Source organism: Microcoleus sp. MON2_D5, from assembly GCF_036701905.1.
In the GTDB taxonomy this organism is placed as follows: Bacteria; Cyanobacteriota; Cyanobacteriia; order Cyanobacteriales; family Microcoleaceae; genus Microcoleus.
In genome coordinates this window covers 1-20251 of sequence record NZ_JAUBRM010000052.1, presented here as the reverse complement: position 1 = coordinate 20251, position 20251 = coordinate 1, and the positions used below count along the sequence as shown (strand labels likewise).

The window sequence follows — 20251 nt, the reverse complement described above, 5'->3', positions numbered from 1 at the left end:
AATTACTGGAGTCCTATTTATGACTAAGCCAAAACAACACCAAAATTTATCCCAGCCGCGAGATGGTGGCTACACGATTATCGAGTCATTGGTAGCGATGATTGTAGTTTCGGTGCTGATGATCGCCATCGCCCCGGTGATGGCTTTCTCAGTAGCGACTCGCGTGCAAGCGCGGCGGGTGGAACTGGCCACGCAGGCGGCGAGAACTTATATCGACGGTTTGAGAACAGGGGCGATCCGACCCATCGGCTCAACGCCAGCAAGCCAGCCGGGATTTCCTACAGACGCCACAACCGCTCCCCCAAGCTCCGCTGCTTTGTACTGTTTTAAGTCAGAGCAAACGAGCGACGCCTGTGGTATTAGCAAAAAAGACTTTTACGTTCAGGGTATTCGTTCTTCTGGGAACAACCCGACAGACACAGGCTATTCTTTAAAAGTCCGCGTTTACAGAGCCGATGCCCCCTTCGGATCTTTGACAACCGGACAACAATCAGTTGCTAATTCCGGGCTCGGCGACCCTAAAGCGCCTTTGGTGGAAATGCAGACAGAAATCCCACCTACTACTAATGGAGGTGGTTCGGCGCGTCAATCATTATGTTCTCGCCTTAACCCCGGTGCAGCAGCTAACGACCCCTTATGTAAGTAATCAAAGCCTTGTTATTAAATCAAAATCCCTCTCCTCAATTGGCTAAGGAAGAAGTCAAAATGAAAAATTTACTCAGGTTACTTCTCAAAACCCAACAGCAGCAAAACCGCTCTGGGCAAGCTCAAACAGAAAAGGGCATGACTCTGGTCGAGCTATTGGTCGGAGCGATTATGGCATTTTTAATCATCACCCCGATGCTCGGTTTTGTAGTTGATATGCTGAATACCGACAGGAGGGAACAAGTCAAGGCCAACACCGAGCAAGACATTCAGGCGGCCGTTGATTTCATTGCTCAAGATTTAAATCAAGCTATTTATATTTACGATAACGCTGGAATTACTGCTATTAAAAGCAGTCTGCCTACTCCTATTAGCCCTCAAGTCGGAACTCCCATTCTGGTCTTTTGGAAACGGAAGCAGGTGAAAAATGCTGTTTCCGTTGATACTAACCCGACTACTCGCGTACCGCCAAAAGATTGTAATACAACAAATAAACCTTGTAACGACACATATGTACGATCCCTAATTGCCTATTACCAAATTAAAGATGATACTCCTGGCATATGGTGTCAACCTCAAGGAAGCGAGTGTCCTACCCGCATTGTCCGCTATGAAATTCACGAGGGCATCGTGAAAGACTCAACTAAAACCGATGCAAGTCGTTACTACAGCGGTGGGGAAGTTAATCAAGGTCAAGAAGTAAGTCCCGGTTTTAACCCAAGTTTTAACTTTAGCCAGCCAACGCAGAACGTAACACAAGGGAATGCTTTTCTACCGCCTGAGGTACTGGTGAATTATATAGACCACACTAAGGCCGCTGTCGGTCCACAAATCGACCCAGCCGAGTGCACAAAAGCTCTCGGCAATCCCACTGCCACCGTACCAGGGCAACTCGCACCAGTCGCAATCCTAGAACCAACCCTAAAAGTAACCGACCCAGATAAAAATAGCTTCTACGCTTGTGTAGATACAGCGAGAAACATAGCCAGAGTTACTATCAGAGGAAACAGCCTGCGCCGCCTTCAACCCAACGATGCTGAGTTCAAAGCCACGAGTTCGGCATTTTTCCCAACAGCAAGCGTACAAGTACAAGGTCGCGGCGCGTTAGGAAAATAACTTATGCCTAAAACACATTTCCGAATCGCCGGCCACCGATAAACAATAGGATAGTACCATGAAAACCCCACCGATATTATTAAAAATTTTGCAGAACTCTGCCACCAAAGCCCACCCTAAATTCAACAAAAGTGCATCCAGAAAAGGCGATGGAGGATTCACCCTTCTAGAAGTGCTCGTGATAGCCTTAATCATAGGTATATTAAGCTCGATCGCCGCTCCAAGCTGGCTGGCCTTCATCAACAGACAAAGAGTTCGCACAGTGAACGATCGCGTTTTCCAATCATTACGACTTGCACAAAGCGAAGCAAAGCGAACTAAGCGCGATGTCACAGTTACATTTTCTGCCCCATCTGTCGATCCGCCAACAATTACGTTTGACCCACCACTAGCTACGGGTGGTAGTACGCAGACGTTAAATGCTGGAGGCGAAATCAAACCCGGCACTATTAAACTTGTCTCTAATGCAACCTCAATCACTTTTGACTACCTGGGAAACGTGAAGGATCAACTTCCCTTAGATACATCAAATACTCGTCGATTTGTTGCCACAGCTTCTACTGTGAACGGTGCTGCTAAGCAGTGTGCGATCGTGGAAACTATCATAGGAGGAATGAGAACTGCTGAAGGAAATGATCCAGCAAATGGTGGGTGTCCATGATAGCTTTAAATACATTTTTTAATTTTAATCTCTAACAGCAATTCCGTGTAAGTGCAGAATTGCTAAAATCTCTTAATTTAAATTATTTTATATTTCAAATCATATTAAAAAAGTCCCAATATGCAGCTAGAACTAAAGCAAATAATCATCCAGCCAGGAAATCAACTATTACTAAAAGACATAACCTGGCTTATGTTTGAAACCCTACTAATAGAATTAGGAGAAAGTCGCGCATCCCGACTTTCATACAGCAAAGGAACCTTAGAAATCATGGTTCCGCTAATGGAACACGAAGTTACCAAAGTCCTGATTAGCGACTGAGTAAAAATTCTGCTTGAAAAATTAGACATCGAATTTTGGCCTCTGGGTTCCACCACCTTCAAAAATGAAAAAATGGCTGAAGGAGTAGAACCAGACGCCTGTTTTTACATCCAAAACGAAGCCGCAGTCAGAGGCAAAAACCGCATCGACTTAGAAACAGATCCACCTCCCGATTTAGCCATAGAAATCGACCTCACCTCCCGCACTCAGTTCAACAACTACGAAGCATTAGGAGTTCCCGAATTGTGGCGCTACAACGGCCGCAACCTGCAAATGGGCGTATTGCAAAATCGAAAATACATACAGTCCGATCGCAGTCTCCAGTTTCCCAACCTCCCCATCACCGAACTCATCCCCCAGTATTTAGAACAAAGCAAAACAGCCGGCAGAAACATCGCCATGAAAGCGTTTCGATATTGGGTAAAAGCGCAAATTTAGCGGGGCGATGACAAAGTTGCAGTAGCGAAACCGCACAACCGTTTCCTTACCCGCTTTTTGAAATTGGTGAGGAGGAAGACCAACAGTCACAAATAAAGGTTAAATTTTAGATGTAGTTGCGCTCGATTCGCTCTTTTCTAAGATTAAGAGCGAATCGAACCCAACAACATACCTTCGGGCGATTTATGCGATCGGGCGATTTATGCGATCGGGCGATTTATGCGATCGGGCGATGACAAAATTGCTGTAGGGAAACCGCACAACCGTTTCCTGACAACCGTTTCCTTACCCGCTTTCTTAAATTTGCATAAATTTTCAGTAAATACCGATCTATGCACTCCCCAAACCCAAAAGTTAAAATATAGCCAATAAAAAATAGCTCCTCCTAGCTGTTTTTTTTGCCAGCTAAATATCAGGGAGTGCATCTACGTGTCAATAAATAAAACGCTCAAAGGCAGAGCCACTACACCTGCCGCAGGTTTTACAATGATAGAGCTATTGATAATTATTTTAATCATAGGAATATTTAGTGCGATCGTCACCCCCTCCTGGCTGATGTTCATCAACAACCAGCGTTTAAAAGCATCGCTCGATCGAGCGTATTGGGCAATGGAACTTGCACACAGCAACGCCAAACGTGACAAAATTTCATGGCAAGCCAGCTTCAAACAAGTAGGAGAAAATGTACAAATAGCAGTTCACCCCGCCGACATTTCCCCAGCCCAAGTACCAGCCAGTCAATGGAAAAACCTAGAACCGCAAATTCAAATAGATCCAGGTGAAACAACAGTGCTCCAAGTAAATGAAAACAACGAGCAAAAAGAAAACGGCACAATCCGGCGCGTCATGTTCAACCATCGAGGTTGCCCCGTATCTCGAAGCGACCACGACTGCACCCTAACGAGTATAAGAGCCAAAGGAACCCTAACGCTATATCATCCCAACTTAAGAAACAGCCAACGCTGCATCATCATCTCCACCCTCCTAGGACATAAACGCACCTCCCAAAGACAATCAAAAGCCAACGAAAACAAAAGATATTGTTACTGAGTCACTGACGTAGGGTGCGTCAGGGAAAACGGTATTACCCGAAATCAGAGCACGGCAGTGCCCAAGGCGTGTCAGCCTCAGCCAACCATCTGCCAGTCCGCTAGTCGGCCAGTCCGCCAGGGAATGAATTCCCTGTCTAATAGCTAAAGTCCTCTCAAAGAGGACTGAAGAACTCATGAGTCGTCTGAAGACGACTTTAGCTTTGAGGCAGGGGTTTCAACCCCTGCCGGACTATTGGTTGTACGTTAATTTGACACCAATGGGCATTGCCACGTCCTCAATAGCCCTGTTGTCGATCGTTATCTTCCAGGTCAATTCCTGACGGCACATCTCAGACATAATCAACTACTTCTTACTCGGCGCAATCTTCTCAATAGAAATCAGCGACTCCATCACCGACTCCACAATCGGCGCCGCCACCGTCCCCCCCGAACCGTCCTTCGGCTCGTCAATCACCGCCAAAACCACATACCGAGGAGCCTCCACAGGCATAATTCCCACAAAGCTAGTAATAATCGCCTTGTCAGAATAACCCCCACCAGCATTAGCTTTTTGAGCCGTACCCGTTTTTCCAGCAATCCGATACCCAGGAATTTGTGCAGCTTTCCCCGTACCACCATCAACCACAGTTTCCATCATTTCTAACACCTGCTTAGTAGTTTCCGGCGAAAAAACCTGCTTCGGAACCGGCCTCGGAAGCTTCCAATAAGCTTCACCGTCCCTATCAAAAAGTCCCCGCACAACGTGAGGAGTCACCAACTTGCCACCGTTAGCCAAAGCCCCGTTAAGCTGCACCAACTGCATCGGAGTAATCGAAAAACCTTGCCCAAAAGCCGTAGTAGCAACTTCCACCGGAGAGTTAATAAATTGCTCTCGATTTTTAAGCTGACTGGTTACTTCAAAAGGCAAATCTGTTCCCGCAGTTTGTCCGAGTCCGAGTTTTTCTAAAGCTTGATAGTAAAGAGAAGCTTTCATACTTCTCATTACGTGCACCATCCCCACATTACTAGAATGTTTCAAAATCTCAGTAACAGTGGAAGGGCCGCGCGCCCCTGCTTGTTTGTAATCGGAATTTTGGATAGTCCAGCCATCCATGAAAATCCGACCTTCATCCTTAAACACACTATTAGGTTTCACCGCACCCGCTTCCAGAGCGATCGCCACATTAATCGCCTTAAAAGTCGAACCAGGCTCATAAACATCAGTTACAGCCCAATTTTTATAGCGCGACAAATCGAAATTAAAATATTGATTCGGGTCATAAGAAGGTTCCGCTACAACTGACAGCAATTCCCCGTTACGGGCATCCATCACAATCACCGTGCCCCGCTTCGCATCGTGTTCCTTCATTTTTTCCTTAAGCGCAGTTCGGGCAGCCCGCTGCAAGCGAGTGTCGATCGTCAATTGCAATTTCAAGTCATCAAGCTGCACAAATCCCGCCGTCAGCCGATCGGGAACCCAACTCCCATTGCTCGACCTGCTAAACTGAATCGACGGCATCGATCGTTCCAACAAATTCTGCTGGCTGTATTCCACCCCGGCTTGTCCCTTCCGTTCCCCGTCCACATAACCGAGGATATCCGCCGCCAACTCCTGCTGCGGGTAAAAACGCTGCTGCTGCCGCAGCAACTCCAAGCCATCCACCAGACTCTCTTTAATTTGCATCTGAGCGACGCGATCGGCAACCTCTTGAGGCAGAGACTCCGCAATTGTAATACCGCTTTCACCAAGATTAAACCTGCGTATCAATTCAGTTTCCGACGTAGTGCCCGGACTCAGTTCGAGCGCCAGCATCGGAGCCAATGTAGCAGCAATTTCGGCCTTCGAGTGGTTAAACAACTTCGGGTGAGCGTAGAGCGTGTACACCTCTCTGTCGATCGCCAAAACATTCCCTGCGCGGTCAACTATCGGCCGTCTCGGTACAAACGGCTTCGTTTTGAGAGTTTGCTGCTGCTCGGCCTGTTTATGCAGCGCCGGAGCTCGCGTCACCTGCAAATAAAACAAATTCACAGCCAGCCCCAGCCCCCCCAGCATCAACACCGCCCACACGGCCCACAAACGGAACTTGCTGCGCTTTAAACGCTCCACCGGCCGCCCCCAAGATGCAGCCGTCTGTTGTGGCGATCGGCCGAAACTGCCCGAAGATCTAGGTTTGGCTGGTTTTTCCCACCCTGTGCGAGCGCCTGCCTGTTTTGTGCGTTTGAAATTCGGCGATCTGTAGCGGTCAAAACGGGGGTCGTAGCTCATGGCATTAAAAATTCAATAGCAAGTTAGAGCGTTTTAGAATTTATAATTTATAACTTAAATATTAAAATATAAAATTCACGACTTGGGAATGAGCACTCCCTATCAAGGTTGGGATCACACCTACAGTTGCATTCTGTTTTTTGAAGTGGTGTTAATTATTTTTAATTTGTAACTTCTCGTTGGAAGCAGAAAATCGATCGCGACTTGCAAAAAAGTCAAAAAGGAAATTAGAGCCTCGAATTTTCAGGCCCTCGGACACTCAGGCCCTCGGGCGCTCTACGCTTTGACACAGATTTAATAGCCCAGCGGTGTTTCCACACCGCCTCCCTTCTTGAGAGCGGGCTCAGAATTTGGTGCCGCAACGGGCGATCGAGTTTCAGGGGCCGGCTGCAAGAAAATCGAGTTCCCAGGATTCTGCGGAGCCAAACCGGTTTCGGGATTTTGGGCTTCTTTAGCAAGTTGGTGTTTCAAAACTTCACTAGAAGCACTCAATTGCTGTTCCCGGAGGCGCAGAGTTTCCAGTTTTTGATACTCCTGGCTCCAGCGCTGCTCGCCGTAAACAGTCAAGCCGTAGAGACTCAGAGCTCCGCCCAAAAGCATAAGTGCTGCCACTGAGGAGGCGCGCTGTGCCTGCAGGAGCGATCGCAACCACACTGGCTGCTGCTGGCGAGCTGGCATGACTTTCAGCACCGATGCGGACTGCCGAACCTGAGCCTGTTCGTCTGCTGGCGAGTAGTTGGGCAATACCGGCCCTGTCTTCGCCCGCCTAGCCCGGGCAATAGAAGTAACTTTGCTTTTGGCTGGGCCAGCAGAGGGCTTGCGGGTCGATCGGGAGCGGGGAGAATCCGGGGATCTGATAGCAGCGGTCATAGAGTTCACCAATACGTAAAGTGGGGTAGCTTCAGCTTGATTGAGGTTAAGAGTTTTTTGTCTCCAGAGCGCCAGTTGTGGCAATCTGGGCTCGATCGGTTATCCTTACCAAAGATACCTCACAAGCCAACCAACCCATCCTACCACTGGTCTCTTTGACTTCAGGATTTGCCAAAAAAAAAGAAATCTTTGCTGGTTAGCGATAATCTATGTGAAATTTATGAATAAATGCAGTATTGTAATCAACGAGCGAATCGTTGAGCTATTCGTGCCAGCATTGTTTCTGAAGTACACTATTCCCTTCCTTGCGATGGGTTTTCAGTCTTAAGGAGTTTTTATGAACAAGGGATTAATTCGTTTGACTTTGGTAGTGGGCTTGGCAGTAGCCCTCGGCGCCTGCGGCGGAGAGGGCGGCACTGGCGGCGGTGGCTCTAGCCCCTCTCCGGGCGGCGCTGGCGGCGCTGGCGGCACTGGCGGCGCTGGCACTACTACTACTTCTCCTACTTCTTCCCCATCTCCAAAGTCCACTCCTGGGACTGGTGGGGCTGGTGGAGCTGGGGCTGGTGGAACAGCTTCCCCTTCTCCTAAAAAGTCTCCCTAACTAGGGCGATCCGAGAGTGTTTGCCCAACGAGCCTAGCCTCCAGGTGAAAAATCGTTCGCTCCTCGCATTTTTTCATCTCAGAGGTCTAGGTCTCAAGTTGGGTGTTAGTTGTAGTCTGATGCTTTTACTAAAGTTTCAGTACGTCCCCTTAGTGCCGCAAAGTCCGCTTGGCGCTGGGTTACAAGGGCATTAGCTTTCAAGTGGAAAATTTGACTCCCGGGATGCAGGTTATGAAACTCAAGCCTCTGACGGGAGGTTTGAAGACAGTGCCATTGCTGCTGCCTCAACTCGAAGGTCAACCGGAGGAGATGGCAGAATTGAGGCAAATTTTGCACTCGATCGAGTCTCGCTTTCTTTCCCCGCCACTTTGGCTCGCAGACGAGAGGAAAGCAAGTTGAGCTTTGGATGCTCGTCGAAGACTTCCTCGATGAGAGCATCCGCATGGCTACTCGATTTGTTTACTAAGAGTTTCGCGCCGGTGCGGGCAAGCAAATCGACCCGTCTGTTTTGAGCCAGTTTAGTGATTCAATTGGCGCCGCGCCACTTCTGTATTAACCCTGCCTCGGCAAAACTCGCTCCAGTTGCCCCTGAGTGCTGCTTTAAACCTATTGCACCGTCGCTGGTAGGATGGTGCTAGTTTGCTAGGCGATGCCTTGAGCATGGCTGATATTCCTTGCTGCTGTCGCCATGCTGAGTCCTTTAGCTTTAATTCCTCAATACCGAGTTAAGCATCCTTCGCTGTTTCAGCGTATTGCCCAAATTCACCGAATTTGTGGGGAAACCCAGCCTCCGGGAGGTGAAATTCTACCGATCGGGCGATAGTGCCTGCCTGAAAATTCCCGGTAAACTATTAACTGCTGCCCAACACTTACAGTGTTGACCCTCCTGCAGTGGCAAATAGACAATAGTTTAAAAATTTTTCATATCACATTTTAAAGAAGAAGTCAAGGATATAGGGGAGATAAGATAAATTTTTCAATTTGTTTTAATATTTCTATACTTAGATGTTACCAGTAAAACCCCAGCTCGGCCGCCGGCAAGGCAACAGCCTGCTGCGTGTGCAAGGGCGCGCGCTGGAGCTGCAGCAGGCAAGATCGTGCTAATCAGTGGTAGGATGAGCGATCAAAAATGTATCGAAATGTAAAGTGCAGCGCCGCTCTAGGTTTTGAAAGCCATTTAGTTAAAAGATTGAGGTAAGTAGTTTTATGCCCGCGACCGTCCCCTTTGAACAGATTGACCGCATTGTTTGGAATCAGCACCACGATCCATTTGAAGTGCTAGGCCCTCACGCGATCGAAGAAAATGGCAAAAAAGTCTGGGTCGTCCGAGCTTATCTGCCGAATGCGGATGCGGTATCGGTAGTTTTGCCGGAGGCCAGGGCCGAATACCCGATGAAATCAGAGCATCACCCTCACTTTTTTGAATGTACGATCGAAACCCCAGAACTAGCAAACTATCAACTGCGGGTCAAAGAAGGAGAACACGATCGCTTTATCTACGACCCCTACGCCTTTCGATCGCCGAAACTCACAGAATTTGACATTCACTTATTCTCAGAAGGCAACCACCACCGGATTTACGAAAAACTGGGGGCACACCTCACCGAAGTAGACGGCATCACAGGAGTATATTTTGCCGTTTGGGCCCCGAATGCCCGAAATGTATCAGTTTTAGGAGATTTCAACTATTGGGACGGCCGCAAACATCAAATGCGGAAATCGCAAAACGGCATCTGGGAATTATTTATTCCGGGACTATCCGTGGGAACTTCCTACAAATACGAAGTGAAAAACCAAGACGGACATCCCTACGAAAAGTCCGATCCTTACGGTTTCCAGCAAGAAGTGCGGCCGAAAACAGCATCAATTGTCACCGACTTAAACACCTACAATTGGAACGACAGCGCTTGGATCGAAAAGCGGCGGCACACAGACCAACTGACGCAGCCGGTTTCGGTTTACGAATGCCACATCGGTTCTTGGCTGCACGCCGCTACTGACGAACCCGCCGTGCTACCAAATGGGGAAATACAACCCGCCGTGCAAGTTTCGGAACTGAATCCCGGGGCGCGCTTTCTGACTTACCGGGAATTGGCCGATCGGCTGATACCCTACGTCAAAGATTTGGGATTCACTCACATCGAAATGCTGCCGATCGCCGAACATCCTTTCGACGGTTCTTGGGGCTATCAAGTCACCGGTTATTTCGCCCCAACTTCCCGCTACGGCACACCTGAAGATTTCATGTATTTTGTTGACCAGTGCCACGCCAACGGCATTGGCGTACTGGTGGACTGGGTACCGGGACATTTCCCCAAAGACGGCCACGGTTTGGCTTTCTTTGACGGAACTCACTTGTACGAACACGCCGACCCCCGCAAGGGCGAACACAAAGAGTGGGGAACCCTAGTATTTAACTACGGCCGCAACGAAGTGCGGAATTTCCTAGTATCAAACGCTCTGTTTTGGTTTGACAAGTACCACATCGACGGGATTCGCGTAGATGCGGTAGCCTCGATGCTTTATTTGGATTACTGCCGCGAACCCGGAGAATGGCTGACCAACCAATACGGAGGGCGTGAAAATATTGAGGCAGCGGATTTTCTGCGTCAGGCGAATCACGTCATTTTTAGCTATTTCCCAGGTGCGCTGTCGATCGCCGAAGAATCTACCTCTTGGCCGATGGTATCTTGGCCGACCTATGTAGGCGGTTTGGGCTTCAACCTGAAGTGGAACATGGGTTGGATGCACGATATGCTGGACTATTTCCACATGGACCCGTGGTTCCGCCAGTTCCACCAGAACAACATAACTTTCAGTATGTGGTACAACCACAGCGAGAATTTCATGCTGGCTTTGTCCCACGATGAAGTCGTCCACGGCAAAGCCCACATCATCGGGAAAATGCCAGGGGACGAATGGCAAAAGTTTGCAAACGTGCGCTGTTTGTTTACTTTTATGTTTGCTCATCCCGGAAAGAAAACGATCTTTATGGGCATGGAGTTCGGCCAGTGGCACGAGTGGAACGTTTGGGGAGATTTGCAGTGGCAATTGCTGCAATTCGAGCCGCACCAAAAGTTGAAGCTGTTTTTTAAAGATTTGAACAATTTGTACCGCAGCGAAACGGCACTTTACAGTCAAGATTTTGCTGAGGATGGGTTTGAGTGGATTGATTGCAGCGACAACCGGCACAGTGTCGTGGCATTTGTGCGCCGAGAGAAGGATGGCGACGACTTTGTGGTGATCGTGTGCAATTTTACGCCCCAGCCGCACTCTCACTATCGCGTAGGAGTGCCGGAACCAGGTTTCTATACGGAGTTGTTTAACAGCGACGCCCGGGAATACGGCGGCAGCAATATGGGGAATTTGGGGGGCAAGTGGACTGAGGAGTGGTGGTTCCACAACAGTGCTTATTCGATCGACTTGTGTTTGCCACCTTTGGGCGTGTTGATTTTAAAGCTCGATCGGGCAAAAACAACAGCCAAATCTCAAGAGTTTTAAGTTGTGAGTCGTGAGAGTTTTGAGTTAAGAAAAATCAAAACTTTATCAAACCTAAAAATTTGAGGGTATTCAGAAACCCGGTTTCTCCAAGAAATCGGGTTTTTTTTGTTTTGTTGTTGTGGTGAATATCTCGACGGGGTGACAAACCCGTCAAAAGACCTACTGAGGGCGGAGCGTTGCATAATAGCGGGAGGATTTTGATTTTTTTTGTAGGTGTGGCCATACCCCCGAAGGCGTGTATTTTCACAGCAGGCGGGACGCTTAACCCATACTCCCCACAAGAATCATCCTCCAATTGTGCCAAGCCGAATTAATTATAATTAGGCGCAATAAACTACCCTTTTTTCTGATGTGTATCAGGGCGATGTTCTTGATTATATATATGTTCTGACGGGGTTGTCATCCAGGGAAGTGCGTAAATCATGTTCTTTTTTAAGTGGTATTAATTACCAATGCCAATTTTTCATGCCCAATTTTTACTTCTCAAATTTTAATTTCGAGTATCGGAAGCGCCAAGATTATAAGAAACTTTTGACGGCTCAACTGTTACAACTTCCGAAATAGATTGTTCTGCCACTGCCTCTAAAGTTGGCAGTGGTAGATGCTTCATTTCCCAAACTTTCAGCAAAATTAGATATTCATAAAAAGCTTGCAGCGTGCACCAAGCCAATCCCGCTTGGCCGTCAAGAAATCCGCCCAGTAAAATATACATATAGAAAAAGCGAACCACAGGCCGCAAAGGCAAGCGCAAAGAAAAATCTTTCAAAGCGCGGCGCCTTTCCACCTCCGAGGCGCCAAACAATAAATCCCACCAATTTACTTGGCCCGCTTCTAATTGACGGAGAGTTTCAGCCGCCTCGTCAGTCGAGTAGCGGTTGTGCTTTTCAATCCAGCGGGAAAGACCTTTGCTGCAAGTATAGTGAGGGTAAGTTTCCTTCAAAAAGTGAGTAGGCCCGTTGCAGACTTCCCGTTCAGTGTGACCGTAGTCAGTAAACCACACTCGGTCTTTGCGAAAGAGACGCATTTGATAACGGGGATATTGAGTGCTGCGGCGAATCCAGCGCTCCATAAATATTACTTTTTCAGCTACGTAATAGCCGATATATTCTTGACTTTCGATCGCCTTTAAGCATTCAGCAAACAGTGCAGGCGTCATCCGCTCGTCTGCTTCGAGGATGTAAACCCATTCGTACTTGCACGGGACTTCTTGGAGCATCCAAGTCCGCTGGCGTCCGTGAGTTTCAAAGCGGTGCTGCACTGTTTGCACGGCATAGTCCTGAACAATCTCAAGGGTGCGATCGGTGCTGAAAGAATCAACTACAATGATATCGTCACAAAGCAGTGCCGATTCAATGCAAGCGGCGATATCAATCTCTTCGTTGTAAGTCAGAATATAAATTGAGAACATTCCCAGCTTTCAGTAAGGGCAAACTATTGGGTAAACAAACTATTTCTCAGGGATGTCTCGACCAGCGCGATCCCTGCCAGCGCCGGTCAATTTTTGCGGCGGCCGAACCGCATAATTCCCATACTTCTCAATCCCGTCCAACCAACAGTAATGTAGCCGATCGCTAACAGCAAACTGGTGATTCCCGTCTGCAAACTCGAATTTCTCGATCGAGTTCTTAACTCTTTCTCTTTTTGTTGCTTGCGGGTGCGAATCTCGTTGCGAGCTTGATTGGGCAGTTCTTGGGCTTGCTGTTCGAGGAATTTGTCGAGGGCTTTCGGGTCATTTTTCGACTCCTGAAGCACAGCTTTCCATTCCTTGGGAACCTCTGGACTCTTGAGTGCTTGTTGCAGCTTCCCGTCGTCTTGTAGCAGTGCGGCTATCTGGGTGCGACGCTGGCTTTTGAGCTCTTCTACCTGAGTTTTAAATTGAGGGCTTTTAAGTTGCGCCTCAAGTTGACCTTCGGCTTGTCCCGCTTCTTGATCGACTTGAGCCAGAGCATCCTTGAGTTCCAAACGAGTATTGTTGAGGTGAACGGGAACCAGAGATAGGTAAACTAGACCTAACAAGCTGGAAATCAACAGCGCCCAGAATCGCAAGTCCAGCCCAACATTGCGTCGCTCAATAGAGACTCCACTGCTGCTGTCTACCCAAAAGCCAGTCATCAGCAGGGCGATACCGATCAAAGGAATAATGCCCCTGTCAACTATCTGAGTTGCTGCAGCCAACTGCCAGCCTCGATTGAGAAGGTCTGAACTTTCTCCCGGCAGCGACAGAACAATGCAGTCAAGCAAAGCAGAGAGAATCAAGATAATCCCGACTACTTTTAGAGTTCGAGCAGCTACTGAAGAAAATTGACGGCTATTACTTGCTTTCATAATTCGTGTTAGATAATTCTACACCTTTAGATTCAAGGGGGTAGTTGAGTGGATTTTGTTGAAGGAGTTAAGCTATTTTCCACCAAAATAGCTGCTTCGGGTACCGAACTCGACTTTCCTCTGGGTTGTCACAGACTGCAGTTGCGAGCCAAAAGGTCGAGTTTCTGAGCAACTATCCAGAGTTGGACGCAGGAGGCTGTAGGCTTCTGGGCTGGCTGTAAAGCTTGGTCAAGATAGCGTCCAGAAACTCCAGCAAGCAACTGCTGGCTTCTTCTATAGTCTGACGAATCCAGCGTAAAGATGAGCTCTACACACTTGGGTTCCTGGTTTTAACTAGCTTTCGCTCGCGCGGCCGTGCCAGAAATAATAGACACAGGAGGAGCGCGTTTCGTTGGGTTTCACCCCCTATGGCTCCCACCACCCGATCGCCTGCCCGAGGGGGTGGAACTACATCCCTTGTCTTATAGTAATTGATATAAGAGAGGGCGGGAATAAATAATTGTTTACCAACCTTTTTAACCTCCAATTACCAACAGCACGATACGGCAGTCACAAATACACGACTAGCGGTTTTTTACTTGGGAATTCTGTTTACTATATCACGTTGTTGCAGGTAAATTTTACTTATCCCTTCTTGCTTAATAGTCCCAAATTACTAATCACTATTTACTCATCGGCAACTATTAATTATGGTCAGGTTGAAGAATTTATTATTCAATAGTAAAAGTGCAAAGCTTGACATTTTTTGGTAGGATAATTTTGAGCGCTGTTCAAATTGGGTGGTAATGACTGCAATGATTTCTGATGTTTACACGTTGAGAGAACTGGAAAGATCGATCGCATCCGATCCGGACAAGTGGCGTCCGATCGTGTTTACTAACGGCTGCTTCGATATCCTGCACTGCGGTCACGTCCGCTATTTGCAGGCGGCAAAAAATTTGGGGCGATCGCTCGTTGTGGGTTTGAATAGCGACGCCAGCGTGCAAGCTATCAAACCGCAGCAGCCGGGATTGCCGCCCCGCCCGATCGTACCGGAAAATCAGCGAGCCGAAGTGTTAGCCGCTCTCAAACCAGTAGACGCCGTAGTAATTTTTTCGGAGATTACAGCAACTAAACTGATAAATATCCTGAAGCCTGATATATACGTTAAAGGAGGCGACTATCAAGTCGAAACTCTGCCGGAAGCACCGGCCGTTATCGCCGGAGGTGGCAAGATTTCCTTGATAGAAATAGAAGTTCCGAGTTCTACCAGTGCGATCGTCAAACGCATTTTACAATTAGGTACTTAACCCTTGATCGCAAACAGCAAACAGTGAGCTAAACTCAGAAGTTGCCCCATCAAAAAACACGCTTGGTGCGATATCTCGTACAACTTCATCCCAATTGCTAAGCAGGAGATAATTTTAATGGAACTCACAAGCAATAATACGATCGCGGAAATCATACAAAGACACAAAGCAGAGTTACTAGCAGACTGGCTCAAAGAACTGCAAAATACCGGGCTGCGCCGGGACGACTTGATGAGAGCCAAAGAATTGCGCTCTGAGTGTCAAGAGTTCTTGCAATTGCTCCACATTGCAGTCGGACACGGTAACTTTAGCGACATCCAGACACCCGAATGGGAAAATATGCGGGTGTTGCTAGCAGAAGTTTCGCGATCGCGCGTTCAGAGAGGCTTTACTCCCTCAGAGATAGCGAGTTTCATTTTATGCTTCAAAAAGCCATTGTTCGATCGGCTTTGTCATGAACTGACAGAAAACCGCGACGCACTTGTCGAGCAACTTTGGCTTTCCACCAGTTTATTAGACCAGCTTGGCCTTTGGGTGACAGAAATATTTCTCAAAGCTCGCGAAGAAGTTATAGAACGCCAGCAGCAAGAAATGCTGGAATTGTCAACACCCGTAGTCAAACTTTGGCAAGGCATTCTCGCTTTACCCATGATCGGGACTCTCGACAGTGCCCGCACTCAAATAGTAATGGAAACTCTGTTGCAAGAAATCATGGAAACTGGCTCAGAATTTGCGATTTTAGACATTACAGGCGTGCCGACTGTTGACACTTTAGTTGCTCAACATTTATTAAAAACTGTAGCAGCCGCCCGTTTAATGGGTACTGAGTGCATCATCAGTGGCATTCGCCCGCAAATAGCTCAAACCATAGTTCACTTGGGAGTTGACTTGCAGGATATTCTCACAAAAGCTACTTTAGCAGATGCTTTTAAAGTCGCGTTGCAGCGCCAAGGTTTAATTATAAAAACTCTTAAAGAGGAAAAGTAAAAATATTGCTATCTGACATGATAACTCAAGTAAATGTTAGCAAGTAGGTGAATTTATGGAACGAATACCGATTCTTCAAATGGGAGAATTTTTGCTAGTAACAATTCAAGTAGATATGCACGACCGCTTAGCAATGACGCTGCAAGATGACCTGACGAACCGCATCGTCAAAACAGGTGTCAAAGGTGTGTTAATAGAAATTTCTTCCCTCGAAATTGTTGATTCTTTTATCGGTCGCATTATCAACAATATCGCTAGTATGTCGCGAATTTTAGATGCGGAAACAGTTGTGGTCGGGATGCAGCCAGCGGTTGCTATTACCCTCGTTGAGTTGGGGCTTTCCCTGACAGGAGTTCGCACAGCTTTAAGCGTTGAAAAGGGCATGATTTTGTTAAGAAAATCCTTGGGTTGGTCTCTTGACGAGCAAGCGTAAGCAATCGATTAATTGTCCCCTGACTGAGGCACAGGCAGTCAAGAAACCTAGTTTGTTTGTAGATACCTTGTTGACAAACAGAAGATTTCTTAGGAAAGGGCTTACGCACTCAAGGGGGTTAAATCAAGGGTTTAAGATTCCTGCACTATGTTCTATTTTGAGAGAAAATCGTAGTAAGTGCGTAAGTCCTATTAGGAGAAACTAAGTTGATGAGCGTAAGTCCTATATTTTGGGGAGAAGTTCTATTTTGGTACAGTAGCCGCCATGTCAAAACGTGAGATACTAGAAATCCGATCGTCATCCGATATAGTCCACGTCCGACAGCAAGTGCGAATTTGGGCTGTAGCAATGGGATTCGGTTTAGTAGACCAAACAAAAATCGTTACCGCAGCCAGCGAACTCGCCCGCAATACTGTAGACTACGGCAAAGGGGGAACTGTAACTCTCGAAACGCTCCAATTAGGAACCCGCAAAGGGCTGAGGCTGATATTTGAAGACAAGGGCCCGGGAATTCCAGACATCGAATTGGCAATGACTGACGGTTATACTTCTAATCACGGTTTGGGTTTGGGACTCAGTGGTTCTAAACGGTTGATGCACGAATTTGAGATTGTTTCCAAAGTGGGTAAGGGAACTAAAATTGCGATCGTCCGCTGGCGGTGAGTAAGTAATACGATTTGAGAGTTGAGATTTTAGATTAAAGCATTGGGAATGACTGATGACTATCGGGGTTTGGAGCTTGCGTATAGTTGCATTCTTTTTTTAAATTGGTATAAAGAGCAACCAGCAAAGCCAAGAAGTAATTCTTGGAATGCCACCCCATACCCGGAGAGGGTTGGCGTATGGAGGATTTCATGATTAGAGCTGATAAAAAATGATAGATGCCGTAGCCCTGCCCGTAACAGAAGAAAGTCAAGTGGGAGAAGCGCGCCGAATCGCAGTCGCCCTCGCGACCGAAGTCGGATTTAACGAGACCGATCGCGGTAAAGTGGCAATTGTTACCACCGAAGCAGCAAAAAACGTGGTCAAGCACGCCCGCGAAGGAGAACTTTTGCTGCGAACATTAAAAACAACGGCAGGATATAGCATTGAAATAGTAGCGCTAGACCGGGGGCAGGGCATGGCAAATGTCGCGCTGTGTCTGCGGGACGGTTTTTCTACAGCGGGAAGCCCTGGAACAGGACTGGGGGCAATTAAACGCCTCTCTAATTTTTTTGATATTCATTCTGTACCAAAACTCGGGACAGCCTTATTAGCGCGGCTGGAACCGACCCAAAATAGCCGGGAAGCCTTCCAAAACAGCAATTACTTGGAATTTGGGGTGATCCACTTGCCGAAAGTAGGAGAGCAAATTTGCGGGGATTCGTGGGCGACAGAAAATCACCTTGACAAAAACCTGATTTTAGTTGCAGACGGGCTCGGCTACGGGGATTTGGCGGAGGAAGCGTCTCGCGAAGCAGTGCGCGTATTTCAAGAAAACGCCAAACTCGGGCCGAAAGCAATTTTAGAGAAGGCGCACGCTGCTTTAAAAAATACAAGAGGAGCGGCTGCGGCGATCGCCCAAATAGATCCTACCCAACAAACAATTTGTTTTGCCGGAATTGGCAACATCAGCGGTGTAGTTGTCACAGATAACCAAAGCCGCAGCATGGTTTCCTACAACGGCACAGTTGGACATATGATGCGAAAAGTAGCAGAATTTGTCTATCCTTGGTCGCAGCAGTCCCTACTCATCATGCACTCTGACGGTTTGGCGGCGCAGTGGAATTTAAACCGCTACCCGGGTTTAGCCTCCAGACATCCTGCTTTAATCGCAGCCGTGCTCTACCGGGATTTCAAACGCACTCGCGATGACATGACAGTTATAGTAGCCAAGATGAGAGAAGCAGCGTGAGTTACCCAATCCTGACGACGGAAGTCCGCTTTGAACAAGACATCGTACAAGTACGCCAAAGAGCTCGCCAAATTGCTAAAGGGCTGGGATTCGATTCCCAAGTACAAACCCGCATCGCCACAGCAGTTTCCGAAATTGCCCGCAATGCTTTCAAATATGCCGGCGGTGGCAAAGTAGAATTCATTGTGGAAGGGGAATCGCCCCAAATTTTTCGGACTCGGATTTCCGACACGGGGCCGGGAATTGCTGATTTACCGGCTGTGTTAAGCCCCAATTTTCGATCGCAAACCGGCGCGGGACTCGGTTTAGCTGCTGCGAAACGGTTGATGGACGAAGTGAAAATCGACTCTGCGCCCGCTCGCGGAACGGCTGTACAATTAATTAAACAGTTTTCCAAACATATGCCTGCGCGGAGTGCGATCGAACTAAATCAATTAGTTGACAAACTAGCGCGCCAAATTCCTGAAGATCCCTATGCCGAAATTCAGCAGCAAAATCAAGAATTACTACGCACTTTAGACGAACTCCGCCAGCGTCAAGAAGAACTCGTACAATTAAATCAACAACTAGAAGATACCAATCGCGGAGTCCTGGCACTTTACGCTGAATTGAACGATAAGGCCGAATCTCTCCGGCGCGCCAGCGAACTCAAAACCAGCTTTCTCTCTAATATGAGCCACGAGTTTCGCACTCCGCTAACGGCCATTATGAGCCTTTCGGAAATATTGTTACATCGCCTCGACGGAGAACTTTCCCCCGAACAGGACAAGCAAGTAAATTACATTTACAAATCCGCCGAGTCTCTCGCAGAACTTGTCAACGACTCGTTAGATTTAGCCAAAGTAGAAGCCGGAAAACTAACTGTTCGCGTGGCTGATTTTGAAGTCGAAGATTTGTTCAGCGCGCTGCGAGGAATGATGCGCCCCCTGGTTCCCCAAAACTCTGCCGTTTCTATAATTTTTGAAGATCCTCTCGAACTTCCAATCCTTACAACCGACGAGGGAAAAGTTTCTCAGATTTTGCGAAATCTGATTTCTAATGCCCTCAAATTTACCGAAGCAGGTGAAGTTCGAGTTGCTGCGGAAATAGGAGAAGAGGGAACAGTTACTTTTTCAGTAGCAGATACGGGCATCGGCATTCCCCCAGCCGATCAAAGGCGGATTTTTGAAGAATTTGTCCAACTCGAAAATCCCTTGCAGATGCGCGTCAAAGGCACGGGATTGGGATTGTCTCTGTGTAAAAAACTGGCAGAATTTCTGGGGGGAAGCATTGAAATGACAAGTTCACCCGGAGTGGGTTCGACTTTTTTTGTAACACTGCCGATTCTGTATCCTGGAGAGGAAGAAAACCCTTTGGAAATGTCCCCTGCTAAGGGAGATGAGATATCGCTGGCAAGCGCAAATTCTCGTAGCTTGCGGGGTTCCGGGGCATCGCCAGCGGCGGATTCAGCAGCCCAAGTTTTGATTGGGGAGGATGAAGATAGTTTTTCGGTATTTTCTGAAAAACTTGCCACCAATTCATTGTACTGCGATATAGGTCGCCAACGGCGCTGAAGGTGGGTTCGGCTGCTCTTTGAGCAACCGCAAGCAATTTTTATCGACATTGTGATACCGGATCTGACCGAATTTGAGGTTTGGGAAGGGTTGAAATGCGATCGGACTACTTGTCAAATACCTGCTATCGTGCTGGCGGGGTGACAACCCCGCCAAAACCCGGAGCGGGTGAGGGGTTGACCGACTTGTGGTAAAAAAAGATAGGTCAGAAGAAGGTTGCCAACGACCTATCAAAAAATATGCTACCCCTATTTTATCAGACGCATCTCCAACAACACTTAACTCGTTCTCAGTTTTTAGTATTAGGTATCTTGCTTGCT

At 47.7% G+C, this 20251-nt stretch carries 20 protein-coding genes and 1 pseudogene; 16 read left to right on the top strand and 5 right to left on the bottom strand.

Features of this window, described 5'->3' with window-relative positions:
* Positions 1-19 precede the first annotated feature (19 nt).
* The 6 genes and pseudogenes from QUA47_RS19470 (at position 20) to QUA47_RS19445 (ending at position 4553) form a co-directional block, all read left to right on the top strand.
* Positions 20-646 carry a prepilin-type N-terminal cleavage/methylation domain-containing protein gene (locus QUA47_RS19470; RefSeq protein ID WP_333431950.1) on the top strand — a complete coding sequence of 209 codons (627 nt, stop codon included), beginning with the start codon at positions 20-22 and terminating at the stop codon, positions 644-646.
* A gap of 59 nt (positions 647-705) precedes the next feature.
* Positions 706-1761 carry a hormogonium polysaccharide secretion pseudopilin HpsC gene (gene hpsC / locus QUA47_RS19465; protein ID WP_333431949.1) on the top strand — a complete coding sequence of 352 codons (1056 nt, stop codon included), beginning with the start codon at positions 706-708 and terminating at the stop codon, positions 1759-1761.
* A gap of 58 nt (positions 1762-1819) precedes the next feature.
* The gene (locus QUA47_RS19460; RefSeq protein WP_333431948.1) at positions 1820-2422 is read left to right on the top strand and encodes a GspH/FimT family pseudopilin; all 603 of its coding nucleotides are present in this window, start codon (positions 1820-1822) and stop codon (positions 2420-2422) included.
* 120 nt (positions 2423-2542) lie between these two features.
* Positions 2543-3181, top strand: a pseudogene (locus QUA47_RS19455) (Uma2 family endonuclease).
* Positions 3182-3610: 429 nt separating this feature from the next.
* The gene (locus QUA47_RS19450; protein WP_333431947.1) at positions 3611-4231 is read left to right on the top strand and encodes a prepilin-type N-terminal cleavage/methylation domain-containing protein; all 621 of its coding nucleotides are present in this window, start codon (positions 3611-3613) and stop codon (positions 4229-4231) included.
* A gap of 175 nt (positions 4232-4406) precedes the next feature.
* A complete protein-coding gene (locus tag QUA47_RS19445; protein ID WP_333431946.1) occupies positions 4407-4553 on the top strand; it encodes a hypothetical protein in 147 nt (48 codons plus the stop codon).
* 23 nt (positions 4554-4576) lie between these two features.
* On the opposite strand, the gene QUA47_RS19440 is transcribed toward QUA47_RS19445, so the two are convergent.
* Together QUA47_RS19440 and QUA47_RS19435 are read right to left on the bottom strand one after the other, a co-directional pair.
* Entirely contained in the window at positions 4577-6478 is a 1902-nt protein-coding gene (locus QUA47_RS19440) for a penicillin-binding protein 2 (RefSeq protein WP_333431945.1), read from the bottom strand.
* A 294-nt stretch (positions 6479-6772) separates the two neighbouring features.
* The gene (locus QUA47_RS19435) at positions 6773-7348 is read right to left on the bottom strand and encodes a hypothetical protein (RefSeq protein ID WP_333285328.1); all 576 of its coding nucleotides are present in this window, start codon (positions 7346-7348) and stop codon (positions 6773-6775) included.
* A 337-nt stretch (positions 7349-7685) separates the two neighbouring features.
* On the opposite strand from QUA47_RS19435, the gene QUA47_RS19430 reads away from it, so the two are divergent.
* From QUA47_RS19430 to glgB, 4 genes are all read left to right on the top strand, one after another.
* The gene (locus QUA47_RS19430) at positions 7686-7949 is read left to right on the top strand and encodes a serine protease (protein ID WP_333431944.1); all 264 of its coding nucleotides are present in this window, start codon (positions 7686-7688) and stop codon (positions 7947-7949) included.
* 201 nt (positions 7950-8150) lie between these two features.
* On the top strand, positions 8151-8348 hold the full coding sequence (locus QUA47_RS19425) for a hypothetical protein (protein WP_333431967.1): 198 nt from the start codon (positions 8151-8153) through the stop codon (positions 8346-8348).
* Between the two features lie 289 nt (positions 8349-8637).
* On the top strand, positions 8638-8772 hold the full coding sequence (locus tag QUA47_RS19420) for a hypothetical protein (protein WP_333431943.1): 135 nt from the start codon (positions 8638-8640) through the stop codon (positions 8770-8772).
* Positions 8773-9155: 383 nt separating this feature from the next.
* Positions 9156-11450: a 1,4-alpha-glucan branching enzyme gene (gene glgB, locus QUA47_RS19415; RefSeq protein ID WP_333431942.1), complete on the top strand. Its 2295-nt coding sequence runs from the start codon at positions 9156-9158 to the stop codon at positions 11448-11450.
* Positions 11451-11940: 490 nt separating this feature from the next.
* On the opposite strand, the gene QUA47_RS19410 is transcribed toward glgB, so the two are convergent.
* Complete coding sequence (locus QUA47_RS19410; protein WP_333431941.1) at positions 11941-12858, bottom strand: glycosyltransferase family 2 protein; 918 nt, start codon at positions 12856-12858, stop codon at positions 11941-11943.
* An 86-nt stretch (positions 12859-12944) separates the two neighbouring features.
* A complete protein-coding gene (hpsJ-B, locus tag QUA47_RS19405) occupies positions 12945-13775 on the bottom strand; it encodes a hormogonium polysaccharide biosynthesis protein HpsJ (RefSeq protein ID WP_333221079.1) in 831 nt (276 codons plus the stop codon).
* A 794-nt stretch (positions 13776-14569) separates the two neighbouring features.
* Here hpsJ-B and rfaE2 point away from each other — a divergent pair.
* From rfaE2 to QUA47_RS19375, 6 genes are all read left to right on the top strand, one after another.
* A complete protein-coding gene (rfaE2, locus tag QUA47_RS19400; protein ID WP_333314212.1) occupies positions 14570-15064 on the top strand; it encodes a D-glycero-beta-D-manno-heptose 1-phosphate adenylyltransferase in 495 nt (164 codons plus the stop codon).
* A 117-nt stretch (positions 15065-15181) separates the two neighbouring features.
* Entirely contained in the window at positions 15182-16051 is an 870-nt protein-coding gene (locus QUA47_RS19395) for an STAS domain-containing protein (RefSeq protein ID WP_333431940.1), read from the top strand.
* A 55-nt stretch (positions 16052-16106) separates the two neighbouring features.
* Entirely contained in the window at positions 16107-16484 is a 378-nt protein-coding gene (locus tag QUA47_RS19390) for an STAS domain-containing protein (RefSeq protein ID WP_333431939.1), read from the top strand.
* A 264-nt stretch (positions 16485-16748) separates the two neighbouring features.
* Positions 16749-17147: an anti-sigma regulatory factor gene (locus tag QUA47_RS19385; protein WP_333431938.1), complete on the top strand. Its 399-nt coding sequence runs from the start codon at positions 16749-16751 to the stop codon at positions 17145-17147.
* 211 nt (positions 17148-17358) lie between these two features.
* On the top strand, positions 17359-18378 hold the full coding sequence (locus tag QUA47_RS19380) for an ATP-binding SpoIIE family protein phosphatase (RefSeq protein ID WP_333431937.1): 1020 nt from the start codon (positions 17359-17361) through the stop codon (positions 18376-18378).
* Positions 18375-19931: an ATP-binding protein gene (locus QUA47_RS19375; protein WP_333431936.1), complete on the top strand. Its 1557-nt coding sequence runs from the start codon at positions 18375-18377 to the stop codon at positions 19929-19931. The genes QUA47_RS19380 and QUA47_RS19375 overlap by 4 nt, the downstream gene beginning before the upstream one ends.
* Here the strand turns inward: QUA47_RS19375 and QUA47_RS19370 are convergent.
* Positions 19896-20251, bottom strand: a 356-nt coding sequence (locus tag QUA47_RS19370; RefSeq protein ID WP_333431935.1) for a hypothetical protein, incomplete at its 5' end; no start/stop codon positions are given. The genes QUA47_RS19375 and QUA47_RS19370 overlap by 36 nt on opposite strands.

Bases quoted from the DNA above. Each gene is read 5' to 3' on its own strand.
- QUA47_RS19470 (WP_333431950.1), top strand. From the start codon at position 20: ATGACTAAGCCAAAACAACACCAAAATTTATCCCAGCCGCGAGATGGT.
- hpsC (WP_333431949.1), top strand. From the start codon at position 706: ATGAAAAATTTACTCAGGTTACTTCTCAAAACCCAACAGCAGCAAAAC.
- QUA47_RS19460 (WP_333431948.1), top strand. From the start codon at position 1,820: ATGAAAACCCCACCGATATTATTAAAAATTTTGCAGAACTCTGCCACC.
- QUA47_RS19445 (WP_333431946.1), top strand. From the start codon at position 4,407: ATGAGTCGTCTGAAGACGACTTTAGCTTTGAGGCAGGGGTTTCAACCC.
- QUA47_RS19440 (WP_333431945.1), bottom strand. From the start codon at position 6,478: ATGAGCTACGACCCCCGTTTTGACCGCTACAGATCGCCGAATTTCAAA.
- QUA47_RS19435 (WP_333285328.1), bottom strand. From the start codon at position 7,348: ATGACCGCTGCTATCAGATCCCCGGATTCTCCCCGCTCCCGATCGACC.
- QUA47_RS19430 (WP_333431944.1), top strand. From the start codon at position 7,686: ATGAACAAGGGATTAATTCGTTTGACTTTGGTAGTGGGCTTGGCAGTA.
- QUA47_RS19420 (WP_333431943.1), top strand. From the start codon at position 8,638: ATGCTGAGTCCTTTAGCTTTAATTCCTCAATACCGAGTTAAGCATCCT.
- glgB (WP_333431942.1), top strand. From the start codon at position 9,156: ATGCCCGCGACCGTCCCCTTTGAACAGATTGACCGCATTGTTTGGAAT.
- QUA47_RS19410 (WP_333431941.1), bottom strand. From the start codon at position 12,858: ATGTTCTCAATTTATATTCTGACTTACAACGAAGAGATTGATATCGCC.
- hpsJ-B (WP_333221079.1), bottom strand. From the start codon at position 13,775: ATGAAAGCAAGTAATAGCCGTCAATTTTCTTCAGTAGCTGCTCGAACT.
- rfaE2 (WP_333314212.1), top strand. From the start codon at position 14,570: ATGATTTCTGATGTTTACACGTTGAGAGAACTGGAAAGATCGATCGCA.
- QUA47_RS19395 (WP_333431940.1), top strand. From the start codon at position 15,182: ATGGAACTCACAAGCAATAATACGATCGCGGAAATCATACAAAGACAC.
- QUA47_RS19390 (WP_333431939.1), top strand. From the start codon at position 16,107: ATGGAACGAATACCGATTCTTCAAATGGGAGAATTTTTGCTAGTAACA.
- QUA47_RS19385 (WP_333431938.1), top strand. From the start codon at position 16,749: ATGTCAAAACGTGAGATACTAGAAATCCGATCGTCATCCGATATAGTC.
- QUA47_RS19380 (WP_333431937.1), top strand. From the start codon at position 17,359: ATGATAGATGCCGTAGCCCTGCCCGTAACAGAAGAAAGTCAAGTGGGA.